We start from the raw sequence: 20,297 nt of genomic DNA, 5'->3' as shown, positions 1-20,297 counted from the left end.
CGGGAGCTTCCGGGGTCCGGGATTCGGAGTCAGGCCATCCAGCGGTCCGGGCGGGCGTCCCTGCGGCCGGTCCGGGAACGTTCCGCCTGGGCCCGCAGCAGCTCCGCAGCCTCGTCGGCGTCCCGGAGCCGGGCCGTCACGGACTTGTCGGCCCCGGTGTCCACATGGACGTCCGCGACGCCCCGGGCGCGCTGCCAGGGGCCCTGGGCCAGCCGTACGCTCTGCACCTTGGCGTGCGGCACCAGGGCGACGGTCCGGCTCAGCAGGCCGTGCCGCGCGGCGAACACGGCGTCGGTGACGGCGAGCCCGTAGCCGCGCCACCACACCGGCACGCACCACCGGGCGCGCCGCGGCGGCCGGGACAGTTCCGCGTGCGACGGCACGTGGACGCCGGGGAGCACGCGTGCGACGACGGACTCGGCGATCTCGCGCGGAGCGACCGGCAGCAGCAGGGAGTTGGACGAGCCGGCCACGTCGAGTTCGACCCGTACCCAGCCCTGTCGCCGCCACAGCAGCGGCTCCACGAGCCGCACGGTCTGCACCCGTCCCGGCGGCACCGTCTCGTGCGCCCGGTCCAGCAGCCCGTGGTCGATCCGCAGTCCGTCGGGCGACTCGCCCAGGGTCCAGTCGTACTCGGTGACGAACCGGCCGACGCTGCTCGCACCCGCCGCGCCGAACAGCGGCACCGCGGCGGCGAGGACCGTCCACAGGCTGTGGGTGGCCATCCACAGCAGCGGCACCACGACGAGGGCGGCGATCAGCCAGACCCAGGTCGAGGCGGTCAGCACGAGGGAGAGGGCGAGGACGCCGGGCGGCACGCGCAACAGCTGCCGGGACGGCGCCTCGCCGACCTCGTGCGCCGTCTCGGGAGCGAAACCCGCCGCCCGCGCGAGCAGCTCGGCGCGCAGTGCGCGGGCGTGATCGGCACCCAGGAAGGCCAGTTCGTCCTTCTTGTCGGTGCCGATGACGTCGAGCCTGAGTTTCGACACGCCCGCGACCCGCGCGAGCAGCGGCTGGGTGACGTCGATGGCCTGGATCCGCTCCAGCCGGATGTGCACGGTGCGGCGGAACAACAACCCGGTGCGGATGCGCAGTTCGCTGTCGGTCACCGCGAAATGGGTGAACCACCAGGTCAGGAAGCCGTAGAGGGCGGCGGCCGGGATGAGGACGCCGAGACCGATCAGCAGGGTCGTCGTGGTCAGCCGGGTCAGCTGACGCTGCGCCTGGTCCGGGTCGTGCAGCGCCCACCCGATGACGACCGCTATGGGCGCCCACGCCCGCCTGAGCGGCGTGACGGGGTGCAGCCGGCGCTCGATCACCGGGCGGCGCCCGCGTACGTCCTCGTGGACCTCCGGGGTCGTCACAGCCCCGCCGATCGGGCCTCGCCCAGCTCCGTGAGCCGGTCGCGCAGCCGTTCGGCCTCGGCCGGGACGAGACCGGGGATGGTGGCGTCGGTCGCCGCGGCCGCCGTGTGCAGCTGCACGCTGGCCAGCCCGAAGTGCCGTTCGACGGGACCGGAGGTGACCTCCACCAGCTGCATCCGCCCGTACGGCACGACCGTCTCCTCGCGCCACAGGACGCCCCGGCTGATCAGCAGGTCGTCGGCGCGCTCGGCGTACTGCCAGGAGCGCCAGTTGCGCTCCAGCATCACCCAGCCCCAGGCCAGCACGGCCAGCGGCAGCGCGGCGAAGCCGGCCCAGCCGGGCCCGGCCAGCAGTCCCGGGACCAGCCCGGCGGCCAGGGCGAGCGACCCCAGCCACACCACGAGCATCAGCCGACGCAGCTTCAACAGCCCCGGTGGCAGCGCGATCCACTGCGGTCCGTCGCCGGGGCTCACCGGCTCCACCGCTGTCCCCGTGTCGTGCGGGTTCCCCGTCTCCATGGGCCCAGCGTACGTAGGCCCCGGCGTGCGCAGGCCCCTGCGTGCGTGGGGGAGACTGGGGTCATGACTCCTACGACGGAGACCACGGTCGGCATCGGCGGCGCCGCGGAGAGCACCGACATGGTGCTCAACATCGGGCCCCAGCACCCGTCCACGCACGGCGTGCTGCGGCTGAAGCTCGTCCTGGACGGCGAGCTCATCAACCGCGCGGAGCCCGTGATCGGCTATATGCACCGGGGCGCGGAGAAGCTGTTCGAGGCGCGTGACTACCGCCAGATCATCATGCTGGCCAACCGTCACGACTGGCTGTCGGCGTTCTCCAACGAGCTGGGCGTGGTCCTCGGGGTGGAGCGGATGCTCGGCATGGAGGTCCCCGAGCGCGCGGTGTGGCTGCGCACGCTGCTCGCGGAGCTGAACCGGGTGCTCAACCACCTGATGTTCCTCGGTTCCTATCCGCTGGAGCTCGGCGGCATCACGCCGATCTTCTACGCCTTCCACGAGCGCGAGGAGCTCCAGCACGTCATGGAGGAGGTCTCCGGCGGCCGCATGCACTACATGTTCAACCGCGTGGGCGGCCTCAAGGAGGACCTTCCGGCGGGATGGACCACACGCGCGCGCGCCGCGGTCGCCGACGTGCGCTCCCGCATGGACCGCTTCGACGACCTGGTGCTCGGCAACGAGATCTTCCGGGGCCGCACCCGCGGGGTGGGCGTCCTCTCCGCGGACGTCGTGCACGCGTACGGCGTGAGCGGGCCGATCGCCCGTGCCTCGGGCGTCGACTTCGACCTGCGCCGCGACGAGCCGTACCTCGCCTACGGCGAACTGGGTGACGTCCTGAAGGTCGTGACCCGTGAGGAGGGTGACTGCCTCGCCCGCTTCGAGTGCCTCCTGGAGCAGACCTACAACTCCCTCGACCTCGCCGACGCCTGCCTCGACCGGCTCGCCGACCTGCCGCCGGGACCGGTCAACCAGCGGCTCCCGAAGGTCCTCAAGGCGCCCGAGGGGCACACCTACGCGTGGACCGAGAACCCGCTCGGCATCAACGGGTACTACCTGGTCAGCAAGGGCGAGAAGACGCCGTACCGGCTGAAGCTGCGCTCGGCGTCGTACAACAACATCCAGGCGCTCACCGAACTGCTGCCGGGGACGCTGGTCTCGGACATGGTGGCGATCCTGGGGTCGATGTTCTTCGTGGTGGGAGACATCGACAAATGATCGACGAACAGGTGTCGGTCCGCGGGGTCACTCCGCGAGGACGTCCGGGATTCCCACGGGCTGCAGCAGCCAGCCGAAGTCGCCGAGTCCGCCCGTCGCGATGAGTTCGGCGGCCTGGGAGGCGCCCGCGAGGGCGCGTACGTAGCCGGCGGGGTCGGCGGACGCCAGCGTGAGCGGGGGGCGCGCGCCGGTGAGGCCCAGGGAGCGCAGGGCCGCCCGCTGGGTGAGCAGGCGGGCGCCGGGGAGCGCGCAGGCCGCCGCGCAGGAGTCGAGGGCGACGTGCGCGGTGATGTCGCACGACCCGTCCGGCACGGGCGTCGTCTCCCGCCCTTCCCGGAAACCCGTGAGGGTCCCGAACGGCGGGCGCGCGTCCGCCGAGTGCGCGTAGTCCACGGCGACGGCGAGCCCCCGCTCGAGCGTCCCGACCGCCGACGCCCACGCCGCGTCCCGGGGCAGCCCGATCTCCGCCCGCAGTCCCTCCCCGGCCGGCAACGGCCACCACCGGGCCAGCCACTCGGCTTCCGGTCCCGTGACCGGCGCCCCGAGCCGTTCCGTGCCGTCCTCCCGGACCAGTACCCGGCGCAGGGCGCCCGCCGGGTCCACCTCGGCGACCTCCAGGGGCACGTTGTCCAGCCACTCGTTGGCGAACAGCAGTCCGGTGATCCGTTCCGGGGGCCCGGTCCGCCACTCGATCCCGCGGTCGAGCCCGCCGGGACGGCCGGCGAGTTCGACGGCGCACGCACGCACGCGCGCGGCCACCTCGGCGGGCAGTGCGGCGAGCACCCCCGTGACCAGTTCGCCCCGGCCCGCCCCCATGTCCACGAAGTCGAGCACCGCGGGCCGCCCCAGCGCCTCGTCGACCCGGCACAGCAGCCGGGCCACGGCCCCCGCGAACAGCGGCGAGGCGTGCACCGACGTACGGAAGTGCCCGGCGGGGCCCTCCGGCCGGCGGTAGAAGCCGTCCGGCCCGTACAGGGCGGTCCGGGCCGCCGCCCGCCAACCGCGCCACCCGCTCGTCGTCGCTGTCACGGGGCCAGGTTAAGGGCGCGGACATGCCGGGTCTCCACCTTGCGGAGTACGCGTGCCGACCGGGGATCGGCCCTCCGGTTGACCCCTGCACGCACTTTGCTTCCCTACGCTGGGTTGCGTGCAGCGCCTCTATGATTTTCTCCGCAGACACCCGACGGGGGTCGACGGCTTCTGGGCCGTGGTCCTGTTCGGGATTTCGGTGCTGGGCGGAGCGAGCGCGCAGGAGACCGAGGGGACCGATCTGCCGGCCCTCACCGTGCCGGTCATGCTGCTGCTGTCGCTGGTCGTGGCGCTGCGCCGGCGGATGCCGGAGCGGATGCTGGTCCTGGCCGTCGTGGTCGGCGTGCTCCAGGTGGTGCTCGACGTGGCGACGATGCCCGCCGACTTCGCGCTGCTGGTGATCGTCTACACGGTCGCGACCGTCGGCGCCCGCTGGGCCTCCCGTCTGGCGCTGGCCGCCGGCCTGTGCGCGGCTCCCGTGGCGCAGGCGCGCTGGCCGGTCGAGGACGTGAGCGTGGCGGGCAACATCGCCATGGTGATATTCCAGACCGTGCCCTTCGCCCTCGCCTGGGTGCTCGGCGACTCCATGCGCACCCGGCGTGCCTACTTCGCCCAGCTGGAGGAGCGCGCCGCCCGGCTGGAGAAGGAGCGCGAGGCGCAGGCCAAGGTCGCGGTCGCCGCCGAACGCGCCCGCATAGCGCGTGAACTGCACGACGTCGTCGCCCACAACGTGTCGGTGATGGTGGTCCAGGCCGACGGCGCCGCCTACGTCCTCGACGCCGCGCCCGACCAGGCGAAGAAGGCCCTGGAGACCATCTCCTCCACCGGCCGCCAGGCCCTCGCCGAGATGCGCCGCCTGCTCGGCGTGCTGCGCACCGGCGAGCACCAGGAGGCCGGCGAGTACGTGCCGCAGCCCGACGTGCAGCAGATCGAGGACCTCGTCGAGCAGTGCCGGGAGTCCGGACTGCCGGTGGACTTCAAGGTCGAGGGCACCCCGCGCCCGCTGCCCAGCGGCGTCGAACTCACCGCGTACCGCATCGTGCAGGAGGCGCTCACCAACACCCGCAAGCACGGCGGGCCCGACACGGGCGCCAGTGTGCGCCTGGTCTACTTCGACGACGGTCTCGGCCTGCTGGTCGAGGACGACGGCAAGGGCGCCCCGCACGAGCTGTACGAGGAGGGCGGGTACGACGGCCAGGGCCACGGTCTGATCGGCATGCGCGAGCGGATCGGGATGGTCGGCGGAACCCTGGACGCGGGTCCGCGGCCGGGCGGAGGATTCCGCATCAGTGCCCTGCTGCCGCTCAAGCCCGGCCCCTGACACCCGGACGCTTGCGCACGTCCCTTGTTTACACCTGTAACAAACACTGGCCTGGAACCGGACTGGAAGAGGACCCGATGGCGATCCGCGTGATGCTCGTCGACGACCAGGTGCTGCTGCGCACCGGGTTCCGGATGGTGCTCGACGCCCAGCCGGACATGGAGGTCGTGGCGGAGGCGGGCGACGGCGTGGAGGCCCTCCAGGTGCTGCGCGCCACCGCCGTCGACGTGGTGCTCATGGACGTCCGGATGCCGAAGCTGGACGGGGTGGAGGCGACCCGCCGGATCTGTGCGGACACCGACCCGCCGAAGGTGCTGATCCTGACCACCTTCGACCTCGACGAGTACGCCTTCTCCGGGCTGAAGGCCGGCGCCTCCGGCTTCATGCTCAAGGACGTGCCCCCCGGCGAACTGCTCGCCGCGATCCGCGCGGTGCACAGCGGTGACGCCGTGGTCGCGCCGTCCACCACCCGCCGGCTCCTGGACCGCTTCGCCCCCATGCTGCCGTCCACCGCGGAGCAGCCCCGGCACAAGGGGCTGGAGCGGCTCACCGAGCGGGAGCGGGAGGTCATGGTGCTGGTCGCGCAGGGCCTGTCCAACGGCGAGATCGCGGCCCGGCTGGTGCTGTCGGAGGCGACGGTGAAGACGCACGTGGGCCGCATCCTGACCAAGCTGGGGCTGCGGGACCGGGTGCAGGTGGTGGTCCTCGCCTACGAGACGGGACTGGTGCGGGCCGGCGGACACGGCTGACCGTGGGCCCCGGCGTCGGTAGGGTCGGCGCATGCTGCTGTGGATCAACGGCCCTTTCGGGGGCGGTAAGACACAAACCGCGTACGAGATACACCGTCGTCTCCCGGGCAGCGTCGTCTGTGACCCGGAGCACGCCGGATTCGGGCTGCGCCGCATGCTGCCGCCCGAACTGCGGGGAGACTTCCGGGACCTGACCTCCTGGCGGCAGGGTGTCGTCGAGGTCCTCGACCTCGTCCTGACCCGGCACGAGGGCGTCGTGATCGCGCCGATGACGGTCACGGACTCCGGCCACTTCGCCGAGACGGTCGGTCGGCTGCGCGAACGCGGCCACGGCGTACACCACTTCGCCCTCCTCGCCGAACGGGAGACGGTGCTGAGGCGGCTGCGTGAACGCGGCCTCGGACACCTGCTGCGCTCCGCCGCCGGGAAGAACGCCGTTCCGCACCGGGAGAGTTGGGCCGTGCAGCAGCTCGACCACTGTCTGGAGCGGCTCGCCGAGCCGGAGTTCGCCGAGCACCTGTGGACGGACCACACCACCGTGCCGAAGACGGCGGACCGCATCGCCGTACTGGCGGGACTGGAACTGCGCCCCAACCGTGAGGGCCCGCTGCGCACCCGGCTGCGGCAGGCGCGCGTCGGACTCCGGCACATCCGCTTCGACTGAGTCCCCCGCCGGCGCCCGGGCCCTACCGCCCGGGCGTCCCTGTCGCCGTCGCCGTCTGCGTCAGCCGGGTCACGAAGTCCGCGGCCGCCGTCCGTACGTCGTCGGGGGTCCAGTCCAGGCCGGCCGCCCGCACGTACACCTCGGTGAGCGCCAGGCCGGGGCCCTGTTGCTCCCAGCCGTTGGCGAACAGCATGGTTCCCGTCTCCTCGGCCGTGCGGATCGCCGCCTGTGCGAGGGTCTCCGCGTCGTACGGCAGCCACACCTGGAAGTCGTGGGTGTGCGGCACCTCGGGATGGACGCGGGCCCACGGCACCCCGGCCGCGGCCAGGCCCTCGCGCAGCGCGGCGGCCACCACGCGCGCGTGGGTGACGTACTCCGGCAGCCGGGGCAGCTCCCGCTCCAGGCCGATCAGGGCCGACAACGCGGTCGGGAACTGCTGGAAGGCGGTGCCGCCGTACCGGTGCCGCCAGGCCTTCGCCTCCGCCACCAGGGCCCCGGGACCGGCGAGGGCCGCGCCGCCGAAGCCGTCGAGCGACTTGTAGAACGACACGTAGACGCTGTCCGCCAGGCCGGCGATCTCGTCCAGTGGCCGGCCGAAGTGGACGGCGCACTCCCACAGCCGGGCCCCGTCGAAGTGCACCACGGCCTCGCGCTCCCGCGCGGCGTCCACCACCTCGGTGAGCTCCTCCCAGGTGGGCAGCAGGAAACCGGCGTCCCGGAGGGGGAGCTCCAGCATCAGCGCGCCGAAGGGCTCCTCGAAGTCCCGCACCTCGGCGGCGGTCGGCATCCTGGGCTCGCTCGTCACCCGCACCGGACGCAACCCGGCGACCCGGCTGAACGCGTTCCGCTCGTGGACCTCGGGGTGGCTGAGCCCGTGCAGGGCGACGACGGGGTTGCCGGTACGGCCCGCCCAGCAGCGCAGAGCCACCTGTTGGGCCATCGTGCCGGTCGGGAAGAACGCGGCGGCCCCGGTGCCGAGGAGCCCGGCGACCCGCTCCTCCAGCGCCTCGACGACGCCGTCGCCGTACAGGTCGGACGCCTCGTCCAGGTCGTACCGGCCGTCCGCCTCCGCCAGCAGCGCCAGCCGTTCCCGGAGCGTGCCCAGGAACCCGGGGCGGGCGAGGACGCGCGGAGCACCGCGGTAGGCGGCGATCCGCCGTGCGCGGAGCTCGCGGTGCCCCTCCTCGCCGGTGTGCTGCTCGTCCTGTTCCGCCGTGCCGTTCCCCGCCGTATCGCTCATGCCCGGGATCATCTCCCGCGCGGGGGAGCGAGGGCATCGGAGTTTTCGTTCCGCGTTCTGCGTTCTGCGTTTCGCGTTTCGCGTTCTGCGTTCTGCGTTCTGCGTTCCGCACACGGCGACGGCACGACCGAACACCCGGGGAACCGATCGCGTTAACATGACGAGAAATCGTCCGGTACCCCGAGCGGACTGGAACGGGAAGGCCGCCGTCGCGTGAACACAGCCCCACAGCCGGATCCCAGGGACCGCCCCGCGCGGCTCACCGTCGGCGTCGTCGGCGCCGGGCGCGTGGGCCCGGCCCTGGCCGCGTCCCTCCAACTCGCCGGACACCGCCCGGTGGCCGTCTCCGCCGTCTCCGCCGCGTCCAGGAGGCGCGCCGAGCAACTGCTCCCCGCCGTACCCGTGGTCCCGCCCGCCGAGGTGCTGGAGCGGGCCGAGCTGGTGCTGCTGACCGTCCCGGACGACGCGCTGCCCGAGCTGGTCTCCGGGCTCGCCGGGACGGGCGCGGTACGGCCGGGGCAACTCCTCGTGCACACCTCCGGGCGGTACGGCGCGAAGGTGCTGGACCCCGCCCTGCGGGCCGGGGCGCTGCCGCTGGCCCTGCACCCGGCGATGACGTTCACCGGCACCCCCGTGGACGTGCAGCGGCTCGCCGGGTGCTCCTTCGGCGTCACCGCGCCCGAGGAGCTGCGGCTGGCCGCCGAGGCGCTGGTGATCGAGATGGGCGGCGAGCCGGAGTGGATCGCCGAGGAGAACCGCCCGCTCTACCACGCCGCCCTCGCCCTGGGCGCCAACCACCTGGTCACCCTGGTCGCGCAGTCCCTGGAACTGCTGCGCACCGCCGGGGTCGAGGCACCCGACCGGATGCTCGGCCCGCTGCTCGGCGCGGCCCTGGACAACGCCCTGCGCTCCGGCGACGCGGCCCTCACCGGCCCCGTCGCGCGCGGTGACGCCGGCACCGTCTCCGCGCACGTCGCCGAGTTGCGCCGGCACGCCCCGCAGGCCGTCGCCGGCTACCTGGCGATGGCCCGCGCGACCGCGGACCGCGCCCTCGCCCACGGCCTGCTGAAGCCGGCGCTCGCCGAGGACCTGCTCGGGGTACTCGCCGACGGGACGACGGGCACCACCGGCGAAACGGGCGCCCCCGACGAAGGCGAAGGCGAAGGGGAATCCCGATGACCACCACCCTGCTGCGCACCGCCGGGGAACTGCACGCACGCGCGCGTACGGGCCGCCGCGCCGTGGTGATGACCATGGGCGCCCTGCACGAGGGCCACGCCACCCTGATCCGCGCCGCACGCGACGTCGCGGGTGCCGACGGAGAGGTGGTGGTCACCGTCTTCGTCAACCCGCTGCAGTTCGGCGAGGGCGAGGACCTCGACCGGTACCCGCGCACCCTGGACGCCGATCTCGACGTCGCCGGGCAGGCGGGCGCCGACGCCGTCTTCGCCCCGTCGGCCGACGAGGTCTACCCGGGTGGCGAACCCCAGGTCCGCATCAGCGCCGGCCCCATGGGCGAACGCCTGGAGGGCGCCGCCCGCCCCGGTCACTTCGACGGCGTGCTCACCGTCGTCGCCAAACTGCTGCACCTCACGCGCCCCGACGTCGCCCTGTACGGCGAGAAGGACGCCCAGCAGCTCGCCCTGATCCGCCGCATGGTGCGCGACCTGAACTTCGGCGTCGACATCGTCGGTGTCCCCACCGTCCGCGAGGACGACGGACTGGCCCTGTCCAGCCGCAACCGCTACCTCTCCGCCGCGGAGCGGCGCACCGCCCTCGCGCTGTCCGGCGCGCTGTTCGCCGGCCGGGACCGGCACGCCGCGCAGGAGGCGCTGCGCGCGCGGGCCCGCGAGGTGCCCTCCACGCGCGCGCGTGCCGAGGCGCTCAGCGCGCTGGGCGAGTCCCGCGCGGCGGCCGACGCGCACGCCGTCGCCACGGCGGCCGGTCCGGCGGCCGTCCGTGCCGCCGCCCGCCAGGTCCTCGACGAGGCCGCCCGTCTCACCCCGCCGCTCACCCTGGACTACCTGGCCCTGGTCGACCCCTCGGACTTCACCGAGGTCGGCGACGGCTTCACCGGTGAGGCCGTCCTCGCGGTCGCCGCCCGGGTCGGGACGACCCGCCTGATCGACAACATCCCCCTGACCTTCGGCACTCTCGGAGCCGCCTCGTGACCAGCACAGGCATACGACTGCACGCGCCCGCGCCCGGGTGGTCCATCGACGCGGACGTCGTGGTCGTCGGCTCCGGTGTCGCCGGACTGACCGCGGCGCTGCGCTGCGAGGCCGCCGGACTGGCCACCGTCGTGGTCACCAAGGCCCGGCTCGACGACGGTTCCACCCGCTGGGCCCAGGGCGGCATCGCCGCGGCACTCGGCGAGGGCGACACCCCCGAGCAGCACCGGGACGACACCCTGGTGGCCGGCGCGGGCCTGTGCGACGAGGAAGCGGTCCGCATCCTCGTCACCGAGGGCCCCGACGCCGTACGCCGCCTCATCGCCACCGGCGCCCACTTCGACGAGACCTCCGAGGGCGGCCTGGAACTGACCCGGGAGGGCGGTCACCACCGGCGGCGCATCGCGCACGCGGGCGGGGACGCCACCGGCGCGGAGATCTCCCGCGCGCTGGTGGAGGCCGTGCGTACGCGCGGGATGCGCACCATCGAGAACGCGCTCGTCCTGGACCTGCTGACGGACGCCGAGGGCCGCACCGCGGGTGTGACCCTGCACGTCATGGGGGAGGGCCAGCACGACGGCGTGGGGGCCGTGCACGCCCCCGCGGTGGTGCTCGCGACCGGCGGCATGGGCCAGGTGTTCAGCGCGACCACGAACCCCTCCGTCTCCACCGGTGACGGTGTGGCGCTGGCCCTGCGCGCGGGCGCCGAGGTCAGCGACCTCGAGTTCGTCCAGTTCCACCCGACCGTCCTGTTCCTCGGCCCCGACGCGGAGGGCCAGCAGCCCCTGGTCTCCGAGGCGGTGCGCGGCGAGGGCGCCCACCTGGTCGACGCCGACGGCGTGCGCTTCATGGTGGGGCAGCACGAGCTCGCCGAACTCGCCCCGCGCGACATCGTCGCCAAGGGCATCATGCGCCGGATGCGGGAGCGGGACGCCGAGCACATGTACCTCGACGCCCGCCACTTCGGCGCCGAGATGTGGGAGCACCGCTTCCCGACGATCCTCGCGGCCTGCCGCGCCCACGGCATCGACCCGGTCGCCGAGCCCGTGCCGGTCGCCCCGGCCGCCCACTACGCCTCCGGCGGCGTCCGCACCGACTCCCGGGGCCGCACCACCGTCCCCGGTCTGTACGCGTGCGGGGAGGTCGCCTGCACCGGCGTGCACGGCGCCAACCGGCTCGCCTCCAACTCCCTCCTGGAGGGCCTGGTCTACGCCGAGCGCATCGCCGCCGACATCGCCGCGAGCCGGACCGGGGACACCCTCCGCGCGCGCGTGCCGCAGCCCCTCCCGCAGGCCGACCGCCCCGGGCACCCCCTGCTCCCCCCGGAGGCCCGCTTCACCATCCAGCGGATCATGACCCGGGGAGCCGGCGTGCTGCGCTCCGCCGACTCGCTCGCCCAGGCCGCCGACGGGCTCCAGCGGCTGCACGCCGACGCCCGCGACGCCCTCGACGAGAACGGCAAGACCGCCGAGCCCGGCGTCGACACCTGGGAGACCACCAACCTCCTGTGCGTGGCCCGCGTCCTGGTCGCCGCCGCGCGGCAGCGCGAGGAGACCCGCGGCTGCCACTGGCGCGAGGACCGGCCCGAGCGCGACGACACCGCCTGGCGCCGGCACATCGTCGTACGGCTGAACCCGGACCGCACGCTGGCGGCGCACACCACCGACGCCACGGACTTCCCCCCGACCCTCCCCCTTCAGGCCCCCCAGGAGCAGTGACTGCCGTGACCACCCCAGATCTTCCCCTCACCCCGTCCGGCGGCTGCGGCGACGGCTGCGCCTGCGGCGCGGACTCCGACGGATCCCACGACGGATACGACGGATACGACGGATACGAGGACTACACGGAGTGCGGTCTCGACCCCGCGCTCGCCCAGCTCCTGGCCGACGCCGGTCTGGACCCGGTGGAGGTCGAGGACATCGCCCAGGTCGCCATCCAGGAGGACCTGGCGGGCGGCGTGGACGTGACGACGGTCGCGACCATCCCGGAGGACGCCGTCGCCACCGCCGACTTCAGCGCGCGGGAAGCGGGCGTCGTGGCGGGCCTGAGGATCGCCGAGACCGTCATGTCGGTGGTCTGCACGGCGGAGTTCGAGGTCGAACGCCACGTGGAGGACGGCGACCGGGTGGAGGCCGGCGACAAGCTGCTCTCCGTCACCGCCCGCACCCGGGACCTCCTCACGGCGGAACGCAGCGCCCTGAACCTCCTGTGCCGTCTGTCGGGCATCGCGACGGCCACGCGTGCGTGGGCGGACGTCCTGGAGGGCACCCGGGCCGAGGTCCGCGACACCCGCAAGACCACCCCGGGCCTGCGTTCCCTGGAGAAGTTCGCCGTGCGTTGCGGCGGCGGCGTCAACCACCGCATGTCGCTCTCCGACGCGGCCCTGGTCAAGGACAACCACGTCATCGCCGCGGGCGGTGTCGCCCAGGCCTTCCAGGCGGTCCGGGAACGCTTTCCCGACGTGCCGATCGAGGTCGAGGTCGACACCCTGCACCAGCTCCGTGAGGTCGTGGACGCCGGTGCCGACCTGATCCTGCTGGACAACTTCACGCCCGGTGAGTGCGAGGAGGCCGTGGCCGTCGTCGCCGGCCGGGCCGCGCTGGAGGCGTCCGGCCGGCTCACCCTCGGCAACGCCAAGGCGTACGCCGACACGGGGGTCGACTACCTCGCCGTGGGAGCCCTGACCCACTCCTCGCCGATCCTGGACATCGGCCTGGACCTGCGGGCAGCGGAGTAGGGGCCGGCCATGCTGCTGACGATCGACGTGGGCAACACGCACACCGTCCTGGGTCTGTTCGACGGCGAGGACATCGTCGAACACTGGCGGATCTCCACCGACCCGCGCCGCACGGCCGACGAGTTCGCGGTCCTGCTCCAGGGCCTGATGGGCATGCACCCCCTGCTCGGCGACGAACTGGGTGACGGCATCGACGGCATCGCCATCTGCGCGACGGTCCCCTCCGTCCTGCACGAACTCCGTGAGGTGACCCGCCGCTACTACGGCGACGTGCCCGCGGTGCTGGTCGAGCCGGGCGTGAAGACGGGCGTGCCGATCCAGTTCGACAACCCCAAGGAGGTCGGCGCCGACCGCATCATCAACGCGGTCGCGGCGAACGAGCTCTACGGCGGTCCGGCGATCGTCGTCGATTTCGGCACCGCCACCACCTTCGACGCGATCTCGGTGCGCGGGGAGTACGTCGGCGGGGTCATCGCTCCCGGCATCGAGATCTCGGTGGAGGCCCTCGGGGTCAGGGCCGCGCAGCTGCGCAAGATCGAGGTGGCGCGGCCCCGGAGCGTGATCGGCAAGAACACGGTGGAGGCGATGCAGTCCGGCATCGTCTACGGCTTCGCCGGCCAGGTGGACGGCGTGGCCCGCCGGATGGCCCGCGAGCTCTCCGACGACCCCGATCAGGTGACCGTCATCGCGACGGGCGGGCTGGCGCCGATGGTCCTGGGCGAGAGCGCGGTCATCGACGAGCACGAGCCCTGGCTGACCCTCATCGGCCTGCGCCTGGTCTACGAACGGAACGTGTCGCGGATGTGACGGAGCGGGCGGACGCCTTCCACCTGGGTGGACGCCCCACGCCACACCCGTCCGTTGTGCGGGGTTTGTCTGATTAGCGCGTATCGTCACGGCATGCCCACGCCCTACGGAACGCGCGGCGGCATGGTGTTCGGCGCGGAGGAGCTGCGCGTGCTCCGCCGCGCCCTCGCCCTCGCCCTGCACCCCACGTCCGCCTCGGCCGAAGACGTCCAGGACTGCCTCCGCCTCGCCGACTCCCTCGACGAGGCGATGCGGGAGTACGCCAGGCTGCGCGCCTTCCTGGTGGCCGACCTCGGCCGCTACCGCGCCGCCCTCCCCGGCACCGCCGCCGGCTATCTCGCGCTCCTGGAGGAGGCGCTGGGCGCCGGGTACCGCCCCGACCCCGACGACCTCGCCGCGCTCCGGGCGCTGCGCGGCAACCCCACCGCCGCCGCCCTCCTGGACCGCTGCCGGCTCCTCGCCGAGCAGGACGTGCGCGCCCGCCTCGCCGGCCGTACGGTCCCCGCCGCCCCCCTGCCCGGTGTCCCGGTCTCCCGCACCCGGCTCCTCGCCCTGCCGGGCGGCCAGGCTCAGGACGCCGAGGGTGCCGAGGGCTCGGAGAAGCCGGAGCGGCCCGAGAAGACCGAGAAGCCTGAGAGGACCGAGAAGGGGCCGGGCCGCGAGCCGTCCGCCCCGCGGCCCGAGCCCGCGCCGAACCCGGCTCCCGCCCCCGGCGCGCCGAAGCCCGGCCGTCCCTTTCCCACCCCGGGCGAGGTCTTCCCCCGCCGCAAGCCGGCTCCGCCCCCGTCGGGCCGGCGGCTGGCCGTGGGCTGAGAAACCCGCCGCCCCGCGCCCACCCCCGCCCGGCCGTCCGTCGCGCCCTGGCTACTCTGGACCCATGGAATACGTCGCCGCGTTGCTGCCCCCGGCCGTCATGGCCGCCCTCTTCATCGCTGTGATCCGGGTGATCGTGAAGACCCAGGGCGGCGCCAACAAGGCCAAGGAGGACGCCGCCGTGGACGCGGCCCTCGCCCGCGCGGAGGGTGCCCGGCAGCCCTCCGCCAGGGCCGACGGCTGACCGGAGGCGCGACAAGCGCAAGCACGGCAGCCGGTCCGGGCGTACGGCTCGAGCGTGGTCGAGCACGGCTCGTGCGCCCTTTTTGTTCGCGTTTGCCGGCGTTCGCTGATGTTCGAGTGCGTTCGGGGCGCAGCAGGCGATATTTCCCACTACTGTGCAGTTGTGCCTCGCCCACTGGGAGAACTCGAAGACGCGGTCATGACGCGGGTGTGGAAGTGGAACCGCCCGGTGACCGTTCGGGAAGTCCTGGAAGATCTGCAGAAGGAACGGTCCATCGCGTACACCACGGTGATGACCGTTCTGGACAATCTCCATCAGAAGGGCTGGGTGCGCCGTGAGGCGGAAGGCCGGGCCTATCGATATGAGGCGGTCTCCACCCGCGCCGCCTACGCCGCCGCGCTGATGAACGAGGCGTGGTCGCAGAGCGACAACGCCGCCGCCGCACTCGTCGCCTTCTTCGGCATGATGAGCGAGGAACAGCGTCAGTCCCTCACGGACGCGGTACGCGTTGTCGGGCTGCCGGAAACGAGGGAACAACCCCGCCCGACCGAGCAACCCGGATCTGCCCGACAACCCGGCCCGGCGGAACCTCCGGGTGAGAGCCCCGCCTCCGCAGAGGGCCGCGGCGGGCGATAGCGTCCGCTCATGTCAGCAGACAGCCCTGATGTCACCGCAAAAGCCATCACCGTCCGCCGGGCCCGCACCAGCGATGTCCCGGCCGTGCGCCGCCTCCTTGACGCCTACGTCCGCAAGGGCATCCTGCTCGACAAAGCAACGGTGACGCTTTACGAGGCGATCCAGGAGTTCTGGATCGCGGAACGGGACGACAACGCCGAGGTGGTCGGCTGCGGCGCACTGCATGTGATGTGGGAAGACCTCGCGGAAGTCCGTACTCTCGCCGTGAAGCCAGGTCTGAAGGGCGCCGGTGTGGGCCACCACTTGCTGGAGAAGTTGCTGCAGACCGCCCGATGGCTAGGTGTTCGCCGAGTTTTCTGTCTGACCTTCGAAGTCGAGTTCTTCGGCAGGCACGGCTTCGTGGAGATCGGTGAGACACCGGTCGACACCGATGTGTACGCCGAGCTGCTGCGTTCCTATGACGAGGGAGTCGCGGAGTTCCTGGGTCTCGAACGAGTGAAACCGAACACCCTGGGCAACAGCCGGATGCTTCTGCATCTGTGATCGTCGCCCTTCCGTACCCGTGTTCCGTGCCCGATGCCATGCGGCGGAGGCCCCACGGGCAACGCCAAGGCATATTCCGCATCACGCCCTTGCCGTCGTTCCCTATGTCCGAAACGCGCACGTTTCCGGGCTGTGGGCGGGCGGCGGCCCTCTCCCCGGGGTTTGTGTTTTTCCGTCAAAAGCGGTTTGCTTTCCGAGGTACTGCAGTAGTTCATATAACAAGGGGACGGCGATACGGCGGATGCCGGCACATCCCGGTCCTCAAGTTGTCGATGAAAGGAAATCCGGTGGCACAGAAGGTTCAGGTCCTTCTTGTCGACGACCTCGACGGCGGCGAGGCGGACGAGACCGTGACGTTCGCGTTGGACGGCAAGACATACGAGATCGATCTCACCACCGCCAATGCGGACAAGCTCCGCGGCCTTCTCGAGCCTTACGTGAAGGGCGGCCGGCGTACGGGAGGCCGTGCCTCGGGTGGGCGCGGAAAGGCCCGTGTCTCTGCCGGCGGCAACCAGGACACCGCGGCGATCCGCGCCTGGGCGAAGGCGAACGGTCACGAGGTCAACGACCGCGGCCGTGTTCCCGCGGCCATTCGCGAGGCCTACGAGCGGGCGAACGGCTGAGCGTCGGTTCGACCGGCCTCGCGCAGGTCGGCCGGCGGTCGGTCACAGGCGCGCAGCAGTCGAACGCGGTGGCACTCGGTGGCCACCGTGCTCACCAGCCGTACGAGATCGGGGGCGCCGCCCCGGCCCCCCGTCGCCGACAGCGTCGGCAGCGAGGCCTCGCCCTCGCGCCCCGGCCCGGGGGGTCGCAGCCAGACGGCGGCCCCCTGTGAACCGGTGCGGTCCGCAGGGGGCCGGACGGCCCCACGGCCGGCCGTGGGGGGCGGCGGAGCGTCGATGAGACCGCCCGCGCCGATCGCGGCGAGATCGAGGGCCAGCGTGCCCCACTCCAGCCAGTCGAGCAGTCCCGGCAGTTCCTCCGCGCTGCCCGCGGCCACCAGCAGCAGCATCCGGCCGCGCTGCAGGGCCACCGGGAACCCCGCGGCCGCGGGTCCCGGCCGCAGCCCCGCCCGCCCGTCACCCCGCAGGCGCCCCAGTGCCGCGTGTCCCGCCTCGGCGGGTACGTCCAGGACGTCGAAGCGCACCCCCACCGACAGACGCACCGGGTCCCCGGGCACCGTCGGCCAGCCCTGTTCGTTCTCGTACCAGTGCCGGACCGGATCGATCGGGTCGACCATGCCAAGTGCAACCGCCGGAAGGCCGTTCGGGTTACGCTAGGTGCACATGCGTGTGCACAGGGTGTCGAACAAGGGGTGTGAGGGGGTACGAGGAGGCGCAAGGTTGTTCGCCCGTAGCGGAGGGAACCCGTGCACTCGGCATGGATTGTCGGTGGCAGCGGGTAAGACATCCCTAGTGGGAGGGGGCGACACGCGGGACGGGGACGTATTCCGTTCGCCATGGGCGTACTGGAGATGGGGGTAACCACCTGGCCTGCGGGAACATCGTCTCGCACCATCGGGTTGGAGCATATGTCGGCGTTCGGGGTCAGGAGGCCATCGAGGGTGTCGGCAGTTGGAATGAGCGGTCCCCGCTTGCGGGACTAAGCTGCGGAAGGACAGGGAGGGGAAGTTCCCCCCACTGCCTGACCGCTCTGAGGAGCGATTAACGATGTTCGAGAGGTTCACCGACCGCGCGCGGCGGGTTGTCGTCCTGGCTCAGGAAGAAGCCCGGATGCTCAACCACAACTACATCGGCACCGAGCACATCCTCCTGGGCCTGATCCACGAGGGTGAGGGTGTCGCCGCCAAGGCCCTTGAGAGCCTCGGGATTTCGCTCGAGGCGGTCCGCCAGCAGGTGGAGGAGATCATCGGCCAGGGGCAGCAGGCGCCGTCCGGCCACATCCCCTTCACTCCCCGTGCCAAGAAGGTGCTCGAGCTGTCGCTCCGCGAGGCGCTGCAGCTGGGTCACAACTACATCGGTACGGAGCACATCCTGCTCGGCCTGATCCGTGAGGGCGAGGGCGTCGCCGCCCAGGTCCTGGTCAAGCTGGGCGCAGATCTGAACCGGGTGCGGCAGCAGGTGATCCAGCTGCTCTCCGGTTACCAGGGCAAGGAGACCGCCACCGCCGGCGGTCCTGCCGAGGGCACCCCCTCCACGTCCCTGGTCCTCGACCAGTTCGGCCGGAACCTCACCCAGGCCGCTCGTGAGTCCAAGCTCGACCCGGTCATCGGGCGCGAGAAGGAGATCGAGCGGGTCATGCAGGTGCTGTCCCGCCGTACCAAGAACAACCCGGTGCTGATCGGTGAGCCCGGCGTCGGCAAGACCGCCGTCGTCGAGGGCCTCGCCCAGGCCATCGTCAAGGGCGAGGTGCCCGAGACCCTCAAGGACAAGCACCTCTACACCCTGGACCTCGGTGCCCTGGTCGCCGGCTCCCGCTACCGCGGTGACTTCGAGGAGCGCCTGAAGAAGGTACTCAAGGAGATCCGCACCCGCGGCGACATCATCCTGTTCATCGACGAGCTGCACACGCTGGTCGGTGCGGGTGCCGCCGAGGGCGCCATCGACGCGGCCTCCATCCTGAAGCCGATGCTGGCCCGAGGTGAGCTGCAGACCATCGGCGCCACCACGCTGGACGAGTACCGCAAGCACCTGGAGAAGGACGCGGCCCTGGAGCGCCGTTTCCAGCCGATCCAGGTCGCCGAGCCGTCCCTGCCGCACACCATCGAGATCCTCAAGGGGCTGCGCGACCGGTACGAGGCGCACCACCGCGTCTCCATCACCGACGAGGCGCTGGTCCAGGCGGCCACGCTGGCCGACCGGTACATCTCGGACCGCTTCCTCCCGGACAAGGCGATCGACCTGATCGACGAGGCCGGCTCCCGGATGCGCATCCGTCGGATGACCGCGCCGCCGGACCTGCGCGAGTTCGACGAGAAGATCGCCGGTGTCCGCCGGGACAAGGAGTCCGCGATCGACTCGCAGGACTTCGAGAAGGCCGCCTCGCTGCGTGACAAGGAGAAGCAGCTCCTGGCCGCCAAGGCGAAGCGGGAGAAGGAGTGGAAGGCCGGCGACATGGACGTCGTCGCCGAGGTCGACGGCGACCTGATCGCCGAGGTCCTCGCCACGGCCACCGGCATCCCGGTCTTCAAGCTGACCGAGGAGGAGTCCTCGCGTCTGCTGCGCATGGAGGACGAGCTCCACAAGCGGGTCATCGGCCAGGTCGACGCCGTCAAGGCGCTGTCCAAGGCGATCCGCCGCACCCGCGCGGGGCTCAAGGACCCGAAGCGTCCCGGTGGCTCGTTCATCTTCGCCGGTCCGTCCGGTGTCGGTAAGACCGAGCTGTCCAAGGCCCTCGCCGAGTTCCTGTTCGGTGACGAGGACGCGCTGATCTCCCTCGACATGTCGGAGTTCAGCGAGAAGCACACGGTCTCGCGCCTCTTCGGTTCGCCCCCCGGCTACGTGGGCTACGAGGAGGGCGGTCAGCTGACGGAGAAGGTGCGCCGCAAGCCGTTCTCGGTCGTCCTCTTCGACGAGGTCGAGAAGGCCCACCCGGACATCTTCAACTCGCTGCTGCAGATCCTGGAGGACGGTCGCCTGACCGACTCCCAGGGCCGGGTCGTGGACTTCAAGAACACGGTCATCATCATGACGACCAACCTCGGCACCCGGGACATCTCCAAGGGCTTCAACCTGGGCTTCGCCGCCGCGGGCGACAAGAAGACCAACTACGAGCGCATGAAGAACAAGGTGTCGGACGAGCTCAAGCAGCACTTCCGTCCCGAGTTCCTCAACCGTGTCGACGACGTGGTCGTCTTCCCGCAGCTCACCCCGGAGGACATCCTCGCGATCGTCGACCTGATGATCGACAAGGTGGACGAGCGCCTGAAGGACCGGGACATGGGCATCGAGCTCTCCCAGTCCGCCAAGGAGCTGCTGTCCAAGAGGGGCTACGACCCCGTGCTGGGCGCCCGGCCGCTGCGCCGGACCATCCAGCGCGAGATCGAGGACGCGCTGTCGGAGAAGATCCTCTTCGGCGAGCTGCGCCCCGGTCACATCGTGGTCGTGGACACCGAGGGCGAGGGCGAGACCGCCACCTTCACCTTCCGCGGTGAGGAGAAGTCGGCCCTGCCCGACGTCCCGCCGATCGAGCAGGCGGCCGGTGGGGGCCCGAACCTCAGCAAGGAAGCGTAAGCGTCACGGCAGCCGAAAGGGGCCGGTGCCCGAGCAGGGCACCGGCCCCTTTC

20 protein-coding genes are annotated in these 20,297 nt (G+C 72.2%); 15 read left to right on the top strand and 5 right to left on the bottom strand.

Features of this window, described 5'->3' with window-relative positions:
* Positions 1-29 precede the first annotated feature (29 nt).
* A complete protein-coding gene (locus AB0I73_RS26175) occupies positions 30-1,364 on the bottom strand; it encodes a PH domain-containing protein (protein ID WP_363041200.1) in 1,335 nt (444 codons plus the stop codon).
* On the bottom strand, positions 1,361-1,882 hold the full coding sequence (locus tag AB0I73_RS26170; protein WP_363041198.1) for a PH domain-containing protein: 522 nt from the start codon (positions 1,880-1,882) through the stop codon (positions 1,361-1,363). The genes AB0I73_RS26175 and AB0I73_RS26170 overlap by 4 nt, the downstream gene beginning before the upstream one ends.
* A 63-nt stretch (positions 1,883-1,945) precedes the next feature.
* Between AB0I73_RS26170 and AB0I73_RS26165 the strand changes: the two genes are divergently transcribed.
* Positions 1,946-3,097 (top strand): NADH-quinone oxidoreductase subunit D, encoded by a 1,152-nt coding sequence (locus tag AB0I73_RS26165; protein ID WP_109377278.1) that lies wholly within the window; start codon positions 1,946-1,948, stop codon positions 3,095-3,097.
* Between the two features lie 27 nt (positions 3,098-3,124).
* Here AB0I73_RS26165 and AB0I73_RS26160 read toward each other — a convergent pair whose 3' ends face one another.
* Positions 3,125-4,126 carry an SAM-dependent methyltransferase gene (locus tag AB0I73_RS26160; protein ID WP_363041195.1) on the bottom strand — a complete coding sequence of 334 codons (1,002 nt, stop codon included), beginning with the start codon at positions 4,124-4,126 and terminating at the stop codon, positions 3,125-3,127.
* 118 nt (positions 4,127-4,244) lie between these two features.
* Between AB0I73_RS26160 and AB0I73_RS26155 the strand changes: the two genes are divergently transcribed.
* The 3 genes from AB0I73_RS26155 (at position 4,245) to AB0I73_RS26145 (ending at position 6,860) form a co-directional block, all read left to right on the top strand.
* Complete coding sequence (locus AB0I73_RS26155; RefSeq protein WP_363041193.1) at positions 4,245-5,447, top strand: sensor histidine kinase; 1,203 nt, start codon at positions 4,245-4,247, stop codon at positions 5,445-5,447.
* Positions 5,448-5,524: 77 nt separating this feature from the next.
* Positions 5,525-6,196 carry a response regulator transcription factor gene (locus AB0I73_RS26150; protein ID WP_363041191.1) on the top strand — a complete coding sequence of 224 codons (672 nt, stop codon included), beginning with the start codon at positions 5,525-5,527 and terminating at the stop codon, positions 6,194-6,196.
* A 31-nt stretch (positions 6,197-6,227) separates the two neighbouring features.
* Complete coding sequence (locus AB0I73_RS26145) at positions 6,228-6,860, top strand: AAA family ATPase (protein ID WP_363041189.1); 633 nt, start codon at positions 6,228-6,230, stop codon at positions 6,858-6,860.
* 22 nt (positions 6,861-6,882) lie between these two features.
* Here AB0I73_RS26145 and AB0I73_RS26140 read toward each other — a convergent pair whose 3' ends face one another.
* The gene (locus tag AB0I73_RS26140; protein WP_363041187.1) at positions 6,883-8,100 is read right to left on the bottom strand and encodes a beta-eliminating lyase-related protein; all 1,218 of its coding nucleotides are present in this window, start codon (positions 8,098-8,100) and stop codon (positions 6,883-6,885) included.
* A 213-nt stretch (positions 8,101-8,313) separates the two neighbouring features.
* Here AB0I73_RS26140 and AB0I73_RS26135 point away from each other — a divergent pair, with 213 nt between their 5' ends.
* The 10 genes from AB0I73_RS26135 to AB0I73_RS26090 all read left to right on the top strand — a co-directional run bounded on the left by AB0I73_RS26135 (position 8,314) and on the right by AB0I73_RS26090 (position 16,674).
* Positions 8,314-9,279 carry a DUF2520 domain-containing protein gene (locus AB0I73_RS26135; protein WP_363041185.1) on the top strand — a complete coding sequence of 322 codons (966 nt, stop codon included), beginning with the start codon at positions 8,314-8,316 and terminating at the stop codon, positions 9,277-9,279.
* Positions 9,276-10,271: a pantoate--beta-alanine ligase gene (panC, locus tag AB0I73_RS26130; protein ID WP_363041183.1), complete on the top strand. Its 996-nt coding sequence runs from the start codon at positions 9,276-9,278 to the stop codon at positions 10,269-10,271. Before AB0I73_RS26135 ends, panC begins: the two co-directional genes overlap by 4 nt.
* Positions 10,268-11,989 carry an L-aspartate oxidase gene (locus AB0I73_RS26125; protein ID WP_363041181.1) on the top strand — a complete coding sequence of 574 codons (1,722 nt, stop codon included), beginning with the start codon at positions 10,268-10,270 and terminating at the stop codon, positions 11,987-11,989. The genes panC and AB0I73_RS26125 overlap by 4 nt, the downstream gene beginning before the upstream one ends.
* 5 nt (positions 11,990-11,994) lie before the next feature.
* A complete protein-coding gene (nadC, locus tag AB0I73_RS26120; protein ID WP_363041179.1) occupies positions 11,995-13,008 on the top strand; it encodes a carboxylating nicotinate-nucleotide diphosphorylase in 1,014 nt (337 codons plus the stop codon).
* A 9-nt stretch (positions 13,009-13,017) separates the two neighbouring features.
* Positions 13,018-13,815 carry a type III pantothenate kinase gene (locus AB0I73_RS26115; RefSeq protein ID WP_363041177.1) on the top strand — a complete coding sequence of 266 codons (798 nt, stop codon included), beginning with the start codon at positions 13,018-13,020 and terminating at the stop codon, positions 13,813-13,815.
* 123 nt (positions 13,816-13,938) lie between these two features.
* Positions 13,939-14,628, top strand: a complete 690-nt coding sequence (locus AB0I73_RS26110; RefSeq protein ID WP_363041220.1) for a hypothetical protein — start codon at positions 13,939-13,941, stop codon at positions 14,626-14,628.
* Between the two features lie 64 nt (positions 14,629-14,692).
* Entirely contained in the window at positions 14,693-14,872 is a 180-nt protein-coding gene (locus tag AB0I73_RS26105) for a hypothetical protein (protein WP_363041175.1), read from the top strand.
* 162 nt (positions 14,873-15,034) lie between these two features.
* Positions 15,035-15,508 (top strand): BlaI/MecI/CopY family transcriptional regulator, encoded by a 474-nt coding sequence (locus AB0I73_RS26100; protein ID WP_258308263.1) that lies wholly within the window; start codon positions 15,035-15,037, stop codon positions 15,506-15,508.
* Between the two features lie 9 nt (positions 15,509-15,517).
* Positions 15,518-16,051 (top strand): amino-acid N-acetyltransferase, encoded by a 534-nt coding sequence (locus AB0I73_RS26095; protein ID WP_109377291.1) that lies wholly within the window; start codon positions 15,518-15,520, stop codon positions 16,049-16,051.
* Positions 16,052-16,338: 287 nt separating this feature from the next.
* Positions 16,339-16,674: an Lsr2 family protein gene (locus AB0I73_RS26090; protein ID WP_363041173.1), complete on the top strand. Its 336-nt coding sequence runs from the start codon at positions 16,339-16,341 to the stop codon at positions 16,672-16,674.
* Here AB0I73_RS26090 and AB0I73_RS26085 read toward each other — a convergent pair.
* Positions 16,653-17,291, bottom strand: a complete 639-nt coding sequence (locus tag AB0I73_RS26085) for an SCO3374 family protein (RefSeq protein WP_363041171.1) — start codon at positions 17,289-17,291, stop codon at positions 16,653-16,655. The two genes, AB0I73_RS26090 and AB0I73_RS26085, sit on opposite strands and share 22 nt — an antisense overlap.
* Positions 17,292-17,721: 430 nt before the next feature.
* Between AB0I73_RS26085 and AB0I73_RS26080 the strand changes: the two genes are divergently transcribed.
* The gene (locus AB0I73_RS26080; RefSeq protein ID WP_363041169.1) at positions 17,722-20,244 is read left to right on the top strand and encodes an ATP-dependent Clp protease ATP-binding subunit; all 2,523 of its coding nucleotides are present in this window, start codon (positions 17,722-17,724) and stop codon (positions 20,242-20,244) included.
* Positions 20,245-20,297 lie beyond the last annotated feature (53 nt).

The sequence above is a fragment of the Streptomyces sp. NPDC050388 genome (assembly GCF_040655635.1).
GTDB lineage: Bacteria > Actinomycetota > Actinomycetes > Streptomycetales > Streptomycetaceae > Streptomyces.
This window is presented reverse-complemented; position numbering and strand designations above follow the sequence as displayed.